The following is a 13376-nucleotide window of genomic DNA, read 5'->3' as shown; positions in this document are numbered from 1 at the left end:
ACTAACAAATAGATATAATTCCAATATAAAAGGTGATGTAAATGGACCGTGACATTCAAGCATATTTTGAGAACTTAGAAGCAAAGGACAAAGATGTTCAATTTGAAGCCTTTAATACTATTTTAGCGGCCACAAATGAAGAAGTGGACTGGGCTTATGAAGTTTGGGATCAATTAAAGGACTGGTTAACAGACCCTGATAATCACAGAAGATCTCGGGCTGCCCAGTTCCTTTCCGGTTTAGCAATCAGTGACCCTGAAAAACGAATGCTAAACGATTTTTCAGCATTATGGGCGGTAACAAAAGATCCAAAATTTGTGACAGCCCGACACAGCTTGCAATCGATTTGGAAAGTAGGCTTAGCTGGACAGGAACAAAAAGAAATGATGATGCAGTATATTGTTGATCGTTTTCAAAACGGAGCAAATGAGAAACATTATACATTGATTCGATACGATATGATTGTAGGCTTGAAGAAATTATATGATCAAGTAAATGATGAACAAATTAAGCAAACAGCCATGGAATTGATTGAAACAGAAGAGGATAGCAAATATCGCAAGAAGTATCTGTCTGTATGGAAATAATGTGAGTACTGTTATTGGAACAATGAAGGTCTTTGTGGCAGCTTATTTTGTATGAAGGACATGGGGACGGGGCTTCGCGACTTACTAAAATAGACAATCTACTTTGCAGATATACGTACTTTATTAAGAAAATACTTCAAATTCTGGCTCGGCATCGCCACCATTGTGATCAGGCGAGTGTAGCGTGCTACAGGATGGAGCCTTCATGGTAAATGATGGCGTTTTAATGCCATATTCGTTTTGTATGTGGATAACTTTATTTGTATGCAGATACTGAGTGAACCTACCAGTCATCTAAATTTCAAGTATAATCATTTAAATCTACTAAGAAACGATATTTTTGGTGCAACCAATAAAAAGTATACGACAGTATAGTGGAAGAATGATTCGGTTTTAATAAAAGAAAAATCGTTGAAAGGCGTATATCAAATGAAATTCAAATATACAGTTTGTTTTTTAAAACAAGGTAATAGAATTCTAATGTTAAATCGAGAAAAAGCACCAATAATGGGTATTTGGAACGGCGTTGGTGGAAAAATTGAGGGCAATGAATCTCCAGTACAAGCTGCACTTCGCGAGGTGTGGGAAGAAACAGGAATTCGATTAAACCATTTTTTCTCTGAAGGAGTGGTAGAATGGACGACTTCAAATGGTTCAGTAGATGGAATTCATGTGTTTCTTGCCGTTTTAGACCAATCTTTAGACTATCCTACACCGATAAAGACTAGAGAAGGAATTCTAGATTGGAAGAAAATCGATTGGATTTTGGATGCAAATAATCTTGGCATCCCAGAAAAGGTGCCTCATTACTTACCTTTTTTGTTAAATGATGAAGGATACCATGCTTTTCATTATAAAGCTGGGGGCATCATATATGAAAAAAGCGAGGATAGAGAGTAAAGCGTAATAAGGAAAAAATATGCTACTACGAGATATATCAATAAACGAAGAAAAGTCGAACACATATTGTAATGACTACTATGTGTTCGATTTTTTTAGGTTTATATAGGGTTAGTAAAGTTTCAATCTGCAAATACCTACAACCATCTTAAGGATAGGCTAATCATTCAAATCTACTAAGAAAAGAGAGTGCTGTTCTTATGCTATTACTAAACTTTCTTTATTCAAGTAACGAGGCAAATTAGTTGAAATAATCTTTCAGAAAAATTTACTTTTTGTTATCATGGAAATAATTTCAAAGTGAATTTGGTGAAAAACGGAGGAATTAAATATGAAGCGATTACCGTTTGAACGGCCAACCAATTATTATGACGAGCGCCTCTTCCCGATTGATGAAAAAATTTGTAGTTTATTAAACGAACGTAAAGAGCTTTCAAACCAAAATCCAGGTTGTCCACCTAATGAGATCATCTCTAATTGGGCAGGCAAGTACGGATTTTATGAAGAGTATTTACAAACTTTATTCTCAACGATGAGACAAGAGGACTACTTTAAACCACGTATTGAACCGTCTGAATTCATAAAGCATGTACCTGTATTTAAGACGTTTGAAAATGAAGGAATTATGTATACAGTAACCTTTGTTAGGCAGTATTCCAACGCAAGTGTAATCTATCTATATATTGATTGGGACGCGACGAATAATGCTCTTAATGACCTAGATAACCATCGATTTTTTGAGTTATCCATAGATGACACGTTCGATTGTCGGTCAGAAGGGGGAGGCGGTACACAAGGGCATATCAGTAATAACTTCATCGTTTCACCGCCATTACCCGACCATTTTTCAGGAATTGAATTAGTCTTTAAAGAGGGCTTGCCATTTTCGGACAATCCAACAGGACTTGAATTTGTCATTCAATTAGACTAATGGTTGATTATATCAAATACGAACAATACTCATCTTGAAGTAATAAGCTATTCAACCTGGCATTATTTCGTTATTGACGCAGTCATTTTGACAACAGTGATAACAAAATTTAAATAATAAACAGAATAAATTGATAACTCTAAATAGTTGGGCTATATTTGCACTGTACATATTTTTTAGGGAGGAATTAAAATGGTTAATTTTACGTGGAAAGGAAATCCAGTAACACAATTAGGAAACGACGTAAAGGTTGGAGATAGAGCTCCAGAGTTTACAGTACTAGCGAATGACTTATCACCTGTTACACTCGCTGAGTCAAAAGGGAAAGTTCGTTTAATTTCTGTTATACCTTCTATTGATACTCCTGTTTGTGATGCACAAACACGTCGTTTTAACGAAGAAGTTTCTAAATTAGGTAATGTACAGGTTCTTACTATTAGCGCTGATTTACCGTTTGCACAGAGAAGTTGGTGTGCAGCAAATGGTATTGAGAATGTACAAACATTATCAGATCATCGTGATCTTTCATTCGGTGAAGCATATGGTGTTGCTATTCAAGAACTTCGCTTATTAGCACGTGCTATTTTTGTTGTTGATACAAACGACAAAATAACATATGTTGAGTATGTCAATGAATCAACAGACCACCCAAATTACGAAGCAGCATTAGAAGCAGCTAGAGCAGTATTATAAACAAGTAGAATTATTTTTGTAGCTCATACATTTTCAATATTTCGCAGGCGGGCACAATTCTTGTATAAGAAATTGTGTCTTTTTTAGTTATCATCTTGAAAATGGTATTGCAGCATATTTCACAAACTGCGACATAGGAAAAACCACTAATGATTTAGCGGTTTAACTAAAAGTTTTATATTTTATGCTTACTTATTTACAAATCCTAAAGCATAAATTCAGGAAGAACTTTTTTAAGGGTTTATTGGTAGGGGATTGATCAAATATTCGCAAATTTAGTTTGACGAGAAAAGTACGTATAATTTCTAAAAAAATAAGCATCTTCATGCTACCTATGTATCGTTATACGGTGATGCTTTATATACGAAAATATACCTATTATTATAGTAAGGATGACTGCACCGTTAGTCACCAAGTTTACAATATTCGCATTTGGAAACAAGTAATTAATGTAATCGATCCAGTTCGCTAATTTTGGGTCGTTTACAATACTATTGATTGCATTTAGAGTAATGAAACCCCCAGCAATGATATTGATCCAAAAAAAAGTTTTCACAAGCTTGATAATTAGTGGCAAAAAAAAGAGTGAAATTAGAAGACCACAAAATATCCCTATGATAACTGGCACCACGTGTTGTGAAATTCTAGAAATGACAATTACATTATCTAATGAAATTAAAAAGTCTGTAGCCGCAAGAAGCAACAATACTTTCACCTTTGAATTAGTAGAGCGAGTTGAATGGCTATATTGATCTTCCTCCCATATTAATGTGGTTACAACTTTGTAGGCTATAAAAAGCAATATGATACCCATCAGCATTTGTAACATTGGGACATATGAAAGTCTATCAATTAAAATGACATAAATAGTTCGTGTAAATGTAAGGAGCATTGCTGCAGGAATGGTTAAGTGTAAGCAAGAATGATTTCGCAAAATGGTTCCTAAGATAAGCATATTGTCAATGTCGCATATTAAATTTATGAAAAATATTTTGAAAAATTCTTGCATCTTCCCTCCACTTTTTCTTCTCTTTCTGTTTTTAATAAAAGCACAGTTTCTAACTTGGAAATGAAAGCTCGATGAATGGAAAAGTTCATTGTTACTTGAAATTCCCTTGAAATATTTGATATGTCGTCAGTCATTTGATCTAACACTAACTCCTTGCACCCATTATTTGATGTCATCTCCTTTATAGGCATCAAAATAACCTCTATCTAACAATACCTGCTTAATTCAAATAACCCAACTAGTTGTTGCAACCGTTTTATCCAGTTCATCAATTCGACTAGTTCAAATGAGTTGTCCAATGATTAGATTGTATTCCTATTATGTTGAAATATTACCCTTTGCATCTTTCATGGGATGTTTGTGAAAAAGAATCTGATCAGCTTCAGTCGTGGGGGGCAGAATTCAGGAAGGCTTGTTTCTCATTCAACAGCAAAAAACAATAAAAGTAGCCAAATATTAAAAAGTCCGTTTATCCCGCATTAACGGGCAGTAAGACCCCCACCTCAAGGCCTGGAGGAATCGAAGAAGCGTAGGTGGGGGACAAACTGCCCGTAAAAGCCCGATTGGTTCAACTAACAATCAGTGGGGGATAAATAAAACCCCCACTGATTGAAGTTTCACTTTATTCTACTCTAGAATCCCTAACTAATGCTGGCTATCTTATGTTATGTTTTTAAGCCATATGAACATTACCGAAAACTTCAGGAAGAAAAGTATAGTAGAAAAGTCTTTTTAAAGTTTTTATTATTAAGGTTTTAAAAAACTACAGCTAGGAGGACTTGGGCTTGTTAGAATATTGGTGGTTAATTATGCAACAGTTCTATTACCAATCCCACTAGCCCAACGATAGATTGTATGAAGGATAAAAATAGAATGGCTTTTTATAACCACAAGTCAATAATCTATGTGGCAATAGTGGTCAAAACCCTACCTATCGAAAAATGAGGTGAAATAGAACTACATGATTTGTAATGAATAAATGATAATTGTTAAAAAAATAAACGAACACAATCCATTTTGTCCACTTGACAAGATTATTCGGAGAGTATAAAATATTTTACGTTCACATGGTGATGCGATAATCAACAGTTCCGGAAAATGTTGTATTCTTCTACGCATTAAATGCAAAATATGTTGCGATATTATCTCTTTAGCATGATCAAGGACATATTATCGCTAAGATGACAGACTTCCATAGAACGCTTTCTATTTTAAATGAATTACCTTTGTATTAAATTAAATGAATCATTGGGTAAAAAAGGGTGAATGGTCTTAGTTTGTTATATTTCTGTATTTTTTTGTAAACACTTTCAAGTGTGGGGAGGGATAGTTAATATAGAGGAACCGTTTTAGTCATTTGGTGAAGGGTCAGAAACGTTTTAAGTAGGAACTTATCTATATACGTCATGTGTAAAAGAAACAAATTGTAGCATTTTTTCTATAAAAACTACCAGAATTACATCAGGAGGATTGTTATGCCGTTATTAATTATAGCAATAGGGGTACTTTTATTACTTATTTTAATTATGGGTTTCAAATTAAACACATTTGTTTCATTAATCATTGTTTCAGTCATCGTAGCGTTAGCATTGGGAATGCCTATGGCGGATGTTATGAAATCAATTGAAAGCGGTTTAGGAGGAACACTTGGTCATATTGCATTAATCTTTGGAATGGGTGCAATGCTCGGCAGGTTAATTGCAGATGCAGGTGGAGCCAATCGTATTGCCACAACGTTAATTAACAAATTTGGGGAAAAAAGAATTCAATGGGCTGTTTTATTTGCTTCATTTATTGTGGGTATCGCATTATTTCTTGAAGTAACGATTGTGTTACTAGTTCCAATTATCTTCTCAATTGCAAAAGAATTAAAAATTTCTATTGTACGTTTAGGTCTTCCTATGGTTACTGCTGCCTTAGCAACACATGCATTCTTACCTCCGCATCCAGGTCCAACAGCAGTAGCGGCAGAATATGGTGCAAATATCGGCTTGGTTTTAATTTACGGAATCATTGTCGCTATACCAACTGTTATTTTAGCAGGTATTTTGTATCCTAAGCTTGCTAAAAAAATTGTACCGACTGCGTTTACTAGAGAAGGCAGTGAGTCTTTTGGTATTCAAAAAACATTTAAACTAGAAGAAACACCTGGTTTTGGTATCAGTGTCTTTACAGCATTATTCCCTGTTATTTTAATGGCTTTAGGTGCCGCGATTGATATGATTCAACCGGCTTTGGGATTTGACGATAATATATTAGTAAAAATTATTCGTTTTATCGGTAACTCTTCGACTGCTATGTTGCTTTCTTTATTGTTAGCGATCTATACAATGGGACTTCGTAGAAATGTTCCAATCAAGAATTTAATGAATTCATGTTCATCAGCCATTAATTCTTTGGGGATGCTACTCCTCATTATTGGTGGTGGCGGTGCGTTAAAACAAGTACTTATTGATGGCGGCGTTGGTGATTATGTTGCTAAAATCTTTGAAGGTTCTCATATGTCACCTATTTTCTTTGCATGGACTGTCGCAGCAATCTTACGAATCTGCTTAGGATCTGGAACGGTTGCTACTTTAACAACTGCAGGGTTGGTTCTTCCATCACTTGCTACAATTCCCGGCGTTAACTTAGAATTAGTAACACTTGCAACTGGAGCCGGCAGTGCAATTGCGTCACATGTTAATGATGCTGGATTCTGGATGGTCAAAGAGTCATTGGGGATGACCTTGAAAGAAGCATTTGGAACGTATACTGTACTATCTACCATTGTTGCTGTATCAGGATTGGTATGTACTTTATTATTAGATTTAGTTCTTTAAAAATAAAAGTGAAAAGGCAATGGTGTCACATTGCTCAGATTGTAGATAAAAGGGGTTTGGAATGGTTTCATTCCGAACCCCTTTTCGCCAATCTGACCAGTTTATATATTCTATAAAAATATTAGAAGTGCGCGTTCAAAAAGGAGGATAAAAAGAGCCGAGAAGTTCGAGGAGTGATAGTCTCTATACCTTTCGCGTATGCGGTAATACGTGAGGACCAAAGTGACGGAGAAATTCGATAGCTATTTATACCGGACTTTTTGAACATCCTCTAAAACATAATGTAACAAGAAATACTTTTGGAATCGCTTTAATAACTACTTTTACTTTGGTAGAAATTCGCTTATAATCGAATAGTGTTGCAAAATGCACAAATTCTTTTTAGGGTCGATAAGAAATCCCTATAAGTGCATGTTCAAAAAGGCGGATGAAAAGAGCCGAGAAGCGATAGACTCTAACCTTTTGCGTATGCGGTAAAACGTGAAGAGTGGATTTGCACAGGACGTGCGCGATTTTAACAGAAGGTCACGAATGTGCTTTGTTGCAATTCGTAAGCTATTTATACCGGGCTTTATAAACAACCTCTATAAAACAGGTTGATTTTGCCGACAATAGATTTACCGCATTATACACTAAAAATAGTTTGAAAATATAGAGATAGGTGGAATTAGGATGAATGAGAAGTATGAACGACTGAAACAAATTTTAAATGAGATGGACAATGTTGTTGTTGCTTTTTCTGGTGGAGTCGATAGTACGTTGTTATTAAAAGTTGCGGTTGATGTTTTAGGAGTTGAAAAAGTCTTGGCTGTTACGGCTGATTCTGAAACATACCCTTCAAGTGAATTAGAAGAGGCTAAGAAGCTAGCCAAAATGATTGGTGCAATACATCAAGTTATTGAAACTTCTGAACTGAATATACCGGGCTACGCAGAAAATGACCGAAACCGTTGTTATTTTTGTAAAAATGGGTTGTTCGAACAAATCGTTCCGATTATGCATCAGAAGGGTTTTAAAAACGTTGTATATGGTTTAATTGCCGATGATATGAGTGAACATCGTCCTGGAGTCCGTGCAGCCAAGGAACATGGTGTCCGTGGGCCGCTCCAAGAGGCGAATCTTTATAAAGAAGAAATTCGTGAACTTTCAAAACAATTAAATTTGCCTACTTGGGAAAAACCATCGTTTGCCTGTTTATCTTCACGAATTGCATATGGTGAAAAAATTACGCAAGAAAAATTAACAAAGGTTGAAAAATCGGAGGCTTATATAAAGGGATTAGGGATTAGACAAGTGCGCGTTCGAACTCATCAAGAGATTGCTCGGATTGAAGTAGAACCTCAAGATATGCAGGTAGTTTTAACTAACCATGAAGATATCATAGAAAACCTTCAACGATTCGGATATAAATATGTCACCCTTGATCTTAAAGGCTATGTAAGTGGCAGCATGAATAAAGTATTAACAACAAGTCTTAACTAAAGGAAGTTTATCAAAAAAAGGATCACTAGAAATAATAGGTTGTTTTCCCAATAATGTTGCTTTTATACCGCCTTTTTTAGAAAAATTGCTGCAGATGGTCAAATGAATTTGTCTAGGAGCGCCTCTATCTTTCTGAAAGGCCTGACAAGGCATACATCTACTTGCCTGCGGTTCAAAAGTAAAAAGCGACAATTTTCTAGGAAAGAGCCAAATAATAAAATCCTTTTGAGGTAAATAGCTATAGGGAAGTTCTCTAACTTAAGCCTGAAAGGGATTTTTTTATATTTCTTCAAAAAAAGGTAAGCAATTACTAAGAAATATTTATGTTGATTTTAGTAACAGAAGGTGAAGGTGAAGGAAAATGATTAAAGCATTGGCAATTGTCCCTTATGAGGGACTGTTTGAAATGATGAAAGAGATCAATCAAGAAGTTGAAGATATCCAATTACAAATCGAGTTAGGTAATTTATATGAAGGAGTGGCTATTGCAAAGGATGCTGAAAAAAATGGCTATCATGTCATAATCAGCCGTGGCGGTACAGCTTCAATTATTCAGGAGGCTGTATCTATACCAGTGATTGACATTCAGGTGTCTGGCTATGATGTATTACGCATTTTAACACTTGTAAAAGGATTTTCAGGTAAAGCTGCAATCGTTGGATTCTCGAATATTACACAAGGTGCTGCTACGATATGTAAGCTTCTTGATTTAGACATTAAAACATTAACGATTACAAAAGATATCGAGGTTAAAGAAAAATTAATGAGTTTTAAAGAAAATGGCTATGAGGTGATAATCGGAGATGTGGTTACGGTTCAAGCTGCTAAGCAATTAGGTCTGACAGGAGTTCTCATCACATCCGGAAAGGAAGCTATTCTTGATGCATTAGAAGAAACAAGAAGGTCATATCGCTTATTCTCGCGGCTGCAACAGGATGTCTCTTTATTTCAATCTATTCTCGATTGTAACGAACAGGCAATAGGGGTTTTTAATAGAGAAGAGAAAATTGTTTATGGGAATGAACGTTTCAATAAAGAATTTCATTGGATGACATTAGAGAATTCGATAGATATAAGAAGATTGATACAAGAAACTGCCTTAACACGTGAAAAGCAAACAAAAACAGTTCACATCAATCATTCATTTTGGACAATAACGACATGTCCTAAAGAAGATGCTATTGTATTATATTTTGAAAAACCCCTTCCTAATCAAGCTATTGTACAGGGTGGGGACGTGAACCTGGATGCAATAGAATTTCATACATTCGCTTCTTATATCCCGCTTTCGGGGAAAAGCGAACTGATTCAGAAGGTGTTAAAACAAATAGATCAATACAGTAAAAGTGAAGAATCTGTGTGGATTTCGGGGGAAGAGGGAAATGGAAAAGAATTAACTGCCCACTCCATTTATTTAAAAAGGAAAACAATGAATGAACCATTTATCACATTACATTGTGACTTATTAAGTGTAGAACAACTGAAAGATCTAATGAACGAAGACTTTTTTCAAAAATACGTTAACGGAGTCATTTACTTAAAAAACATCGATAAATTGAACTCTTATATGCAAAAGGAGTTATATCATATATTCAAGAATGAACAAGATAAAAAGCTGCAATGGCTAGCGTCTTCTGAGGATAATATGGAAGAAAAGGTCAAAAACGGCACATTTCATCGTGATTTGTATAATGCATTGTCACAATTAAAAATTCATATACCACCACTCCGAGAACGCAGAAAAGATATTGAGGATTTAGTTCATGTATTTATTTCTGAATTACATCCGAAATATGGAAACCGAGTAATCGGGATTCGACCGGATGCTTTAGAAGAGATTACCAACTATAATTGGCCAGGAAATGTAGAACAACTTAAGCAAGTAATCGAACAATTATTTTTACAATCACATTCTTATTATATCGAGAAGGAAGAAGTTGAAACAGTTTTTAAACGATTAGAGCAGCAAGAGAAGAATGGTGCGTTAACAGATATCGATATAAGTGGCACATTAGAAGAAATCGAAAAACAAGTGATAACTAAAGTCCTTGAAGAGGAAGGGTTGAATCAATCAAAAGCAGCTAAACGTTTAGGGATTAACCGTTCTACATTGTGGCGCAAGCTAAAATAACAGCTTGCGTTTTTTTGTGTGCACAAATCAAAGTTTAAATTGATGCAAATGGCAACGTAATAAAAAGTTAAAGAAAAATATCATAAAAAATTATTGCTAAATGCAACATCTTGATTTATTATTATTGTAAACGTTTTTAGCGTTTGGAAATAAAATTGTAGTATGAAGCGGTTAAGAAAAAAACAATCGGCATGTTGCAGAATTAAATGAGAAACAAATAGAAAAACTTATAATGTAATAATAAATAGGCGATATGAACTGGAATAAAATAAAAAAACGCAAACAATACAAACTGATAATGCGTATAAAGGGGGTCGGGATGTAGGTGAGACTAGCTGTTATAGCAGATGATTTAACAGGCGCTAATGATACTGGTGTCCAATTTGCAAAACAAGGTTTAAATACGACAGTACTATTTTCAGATACACAATTACAACCAACACATTTAAGTGAAGATGTCATTGTATTAAATTCAGATAGCCGTGCATTAAATTCTGGAAAAGCTTATGATGTAGTTTTTAATATATCAACGCAATTGAACAAATTAGATGTTTCAAAAGTCTTTAAGAAGGTAGATTCAACCATGAGGGGGAATATTGGCCCAGAAATTGATGCAGTAATGGATGTGTTTAAGTATAAGACTTCGTTTGTAGTGCCGGCATTTCCGAAAAGTAATAGAATTACAATAAATGGCAAACATTATGTCAATGGTGTGCTATTAGAGGAAACCGAAATTGCAAATGATCCCGCCTGCCCAGTAAATGAAAGTTACCTACCAAAATTGTTACAGGAGCAAAGTAAGCGGGAAGTCGAATTAATTTCAATTTCTGATGTACGAAAAGGAAGAAGTCATTTATCAGAAAAAATGAATGCGTTGTCCTCAGGTGAAACGTCAAAAATGATCATCGTTGATGCAACAACTGATGAAGAATTAAAGACGATTGTCGAAGCTGCTGAAATGTTACATGAGAATTTCCTTTGGGTTGGATCAGCTGGTATTGCTTATCATCTTTCCAACGTAGATCAGTATGAAGAGCCATTGCGTAAGACACAGGATGGTGAACGACTTCCAGTGTTAGTAGTAGCTGGTAGTGTAAATTCTATTACTCATCGACAAATTCAAGATCTAAAAGAGAAAAATAATGTTGAAGAAATTGTGATTTCTCCTGAAGAATTCTTTTACGAAGATAGGAGAAAATTTGAAATTGAACGTATTGTTAAAGCGGGTCAAGCATTACTAGAAAAAGGCGATTTAGTCGTAACTACCAATCGTGAGAGAGAGACGATAAATCGAGTAAAGGATCTTCAACGTAAACTCGGTTTATCGAACTTTGATGTAGGTAATACAATTGCCCAATCTATGGGAGAAATCGCTGGTCAATTAATTGAAAGCAAGAACATTTGTGGTGCTGTTTTAACAGGTGGGGATATTGCAGGCGCCACATGTCAAGTATTAAATGGCGAAGGAATTCGGGTAATTGGTGAAGTAGAGGCTGGTATACCTTACGGGAAATTGTTCGGTGGTTCATTTGACGGTATGCCACTTGTTACAAAAGCTGGTGCATTTGGAACAGAACAAGCACTTGCAAAGGCGCTTCAAACAATTACTGAAGTAAATGCACATGTTAAAAACAGTGATTGGCGACATACTAATCATTCATAAAATGAACTAAAATTGAAAGCTTTTACAGATCAGGTTTTAAATGAGCAGGAACAACGCCAAGCATATGTCGAATTACAAATAACTGCCATTCGACATATGCTTGGCGAAATATGATGTGATAACAGGAGGAAAAGATTATGACTACGAATAAACCAAATATCGCGATTACAATGGGGGATCCCTCAGGAGTCGGACCTGAAATTATCGTCAAATCTTTAAATGATAAAAACATATATGAAAATTGCCGTCCATTTGTAATTGGCGACCTTAAAATTCTAAAAAGAGCTTTAGATGTAACAAATGTAGATCTTCAATTAAATGTCATTTTGAATCCTGAAGATGCAAAGTGCCAATATGGCACAATAGATATTATTGATTTAGATTTAGTTTCTGAAGATTTACCATGGGGACAAGTTTCTCCTGAGGCTGGAAATGCTGCATTCCGCTATTTAGAAAAGGCAATTGCTTATGCGAACGAAGGAAAAATTCAAGGAATTTGTACAGCACCTTTAAATAAAGAAGCGCTTCATAAAGCTGGTCATATTTATCCAGGTCACACTGAAATATTAGCAGAATTAACAAATACAAAAGATTTCGCAATGATGCTATCTGCTCCTGGCTTAAGAGTTATTCATGTGACAACACATGTAGGGATTATCGATGCCATTAATAAAATAAACGTTGATCGTCAATATACAGTTATTAAACTTGCACATGAAACATTACAAAAAGCAGGGATTAAATCTCCTCGAATCGCAGTTTGTGGCATTAACCCTCATGCTGGAGAAAATGGACTTTTTGGAAATGGTGAAGAAGAAGAAAAAATTATTCCAGCTATAGAAAAAGCTCAAGCAGAAGGAATAAATGTACAAGGACCACTTCCAGCAGATACATTATTCTTTAGAGCAAAACGTGGCGATTTTGACATTGTTGTTGCACAATATCATGATCAAGGGCATGGTCCAATTAAAGTATTAGGTCTAGAAGCTGGAGTAAATATTACTGTCGGTCTTCCAACGATTCGTACAAGTGTTGACCATGGAACAGCTTTTGATATCGCTGGGAAAAACATTGCGGATGAGCTATCGTTAAAAGAAGCTATTCGTATGGCGATTGAATTAGCTCCTGAGAAATAATTTAAAGAGAATGATTTGAAAG

10 protein-coding genes and 1 pseudogene are annotated in these 13376 nt (G+C 35.3%); 10 read left to right on the top strand and 1 reads right to left on the bottom strand.

Annotation, left to right across the window (positions count from 1 at the left end; translation table 11 throughout):
• The first annotated feature begins 41 nt into the window (after positions 1 to 41).
• The 4 genes from AC625_RS19475 to tpx all read left to right on the top strand — a co-directional run bounded on the left by AC625_RS19475 (position 42) and on the right by tpx (position 3111).
• Entirely contained in the window at positions 42 to 587 is a 546-nt protein-coding gene (locus tag AC625_RS19475) for a hypothetical protein (RefSeq protein WP_049682799.1), read from the top strand.
• 429 nt (positions 588 to 1016) lie between these two features.
• Complete coding sequence (locus AC625_RS19470) at positions 1017 to 1487, top strand: NUDIX hydrolase (protein ID WP_082191173.1); 471 nt, start codon at positions 1017 to 1019, stop codon at positions 1485 to 1487.
• Between the two features lie 331 nt (positions 1488 to 1818).
• Positions 1819 to 2418, top strand: coding sequence for a hypothetical protein (locus AC625_RS19465; RefSeq protein WP_049682798.1), 600 nt, complete (start codon positions 1819 to 1821; stop codon positions 2416 to 2418).
• A gap of 192 nt (positions 2419 to 2610) precedes the next feature.
• Positions 2611 to 3111 carry a thiol peroxidase gene (gene tpx / locus AC625_RS19460; protein WP_049682797.1) on the top strand — a complete coding sequence of 167 codons (501 nt, stop codon included), beginning with the start codon at positions 2611 to 2613 and terminating at the stop codon, positions 3109 to 3111.
• Between the two features lie 328 nt (positions 3112 to 3439).
• Here tpx and AC625_RS28655 read toward each other — a convergent pair whose 3' ends face one another.
• On the bottom strand, positions 3440 to 4120 hold the full coding sequence (locus AC625_RS28655; RefSeq protein ID WP_049682796.1) for a TerC family protein: 681 nt from the start codon (positions 4118 to 4120) through the stop codon (positions 3440 to 3442).
• 1088 nt (positions 4121 to 5208) lie between these two features.
• On the opposite strand from AC625_RS28655, the pseudogene AC625_RS27945 reads away from it, so the two are divergent.
• The 6 genes and pseudogenes from AC625_RS27945 to pdxA all read left to right on the top strand — a co-directional run.
• Positions 5209 to 5346: pseudogene (locus tag AC625_RS27945) on the top strand (4-hydroxythreonine-4-phosphate dehydrogenase PdxA); the annotation flags it as partial.
• 249 nt (positions 5347 to 5595) lie between these two features.
• Positions 5596 to 6942: a gluconate:H+ symporter gene (locus AC625_RS19445; protein WP_049682794.1), complete on the top strand. Its 1347-nt coding sequence runs from the start codon at positions 5596 to 5598 to the stop codon at positions 6940 to 6942.
• Between the two features lie 672 nt (positions 6943 to 7614).
• On the top strand, positions 7615 to 8424 hold the full coding sequence (larE, locus tag AC625_RS19440; protein ID WP_049682793.1) for an ATP-dependent sacrificial sulfur transferase LarE: 810 nt from the start codon (positions 7615 to 7617) through the stop codon (positions 8422 to 8424).
• A 361-nt stretch (positions 8425 to 8785) separates the two neighbouring features.
• Positions 8786 to 10555 carry a sigma-54-dependent Fis family transcriptional regulator gene (locus AC625_RS19435; protein ID WP_049682792.1) on the top strand — a complete coding sequence of 590 codons (1770 nt, stop codon included), beginning with the start codon at positions 8786 to 8788 and terminating at the stop codon, positions 10553 to 10555.
• A 325-nt stretch (positions 10556 to 10880) separates the two neighbouring features.
• The gene (locus AC625_RS19430; RefSeq protein ID WP_049682791.1) at positions 10881 to 12218 is read left to right on the top strand and encodes a four-carbon acid sugar kinase family protein; all 1338 of its coding nucleotides are present in this window, start codon (positions 10881 to 10883) and stop codon (positions 12216 to 12218) included.
• Positions 12219 to 12355: 137 nt separating this feature from the next.
• Positions 12356 to 13354: a 4-hydroxythreonine-4-phosphate dehydrogenase PdxA gene (gene pdxA, locus AC625_RS19425; protein ID WP_049682790.1), complete on the top strand. Its 999-nt coding sequence runs from the start codon at positions 12356 to 12358 to the stop codon at positions 13352 to 13354.
• Positions 13355 to 13376 lie beyond the last annotated feature (22 nt).

Origin of the sequence: Peribacillus loiseleuriae, assembly GCF_001183985.1 — a bacterium.
Lineage (GTDB): Bacteria > Bacillota > Bacilli > Bacillales > DSM-1321 > Peribacillus > Peribacillus loiseleuriae.
Note: the sequence above shows the minus strand (reverse complement) of the source record. Positions and strands in the feature narration are given on the sequence as shown.

Excerpts from the sequence above, each read along its gene's own strand:
- AC625_RS19475 (WP_049682799.1), top strand. The coding sequence starts at position 42 with ATGGACCGTGACATTCAAGCATATTTTGAGAACTTAGAAGCAAAGGAC.
- AC625_RS19470 (WP_082191173.1), top strand. The coding sequence starts at position 1,017 with ATGAAATTCAAATATACAGTTTGTTTTTTAAAACAAGGTAATAGAATT.
- AC625_RS19465 (WP_049682798.1), top strand. The coding sequence starts at position 1,819 with ATGAAGCGATTACCGTTTGAACGGCCAACCAATTATTATGACGAGCGC.
- tpx (WP_049682797.1), top strand. The coding sequence starts at position 2,611 with ATGGTTAATTTTACGTGGAAAGGAAATCCAGTAACACAATTAGGAAAC.
- AC625_RS28655 (WP_049682796.1), bottom strand. The coding sequence starts at position 4,120 with ATGCAAGAATTTTTCAAAATATTTTTCATAAATTTAATATGCGACATT.
- AC625_RS19445 (WP_049682794.1), top strand. The coding sequence starts at position 5,596 with ATGCCGTTATTAATTATAGCAATAGGGGTACTTTTATTACTTATTTTA.
- larE (WP_049682793.1), top strand. The coding sequence starts at position 7,615 with ATGAATGAGAAGTATGAACGACTGAAACAAATTTTAAATGAGATGGAC.
- AC625_RS19435 (WP_049682792.1), top strand. The coding sequence starts at position 8,786 with ATGATTAAAGCATTGGCAATTGTCCCTTATGAGGGACTGTTTGAAATG.
- pdxA (WP_049682790.1), top strand. The coding sequence starts at position 12,356 with ATGACTACGAATAAACCAAATATCGCGATTACAATGGGGGATCCCTCA.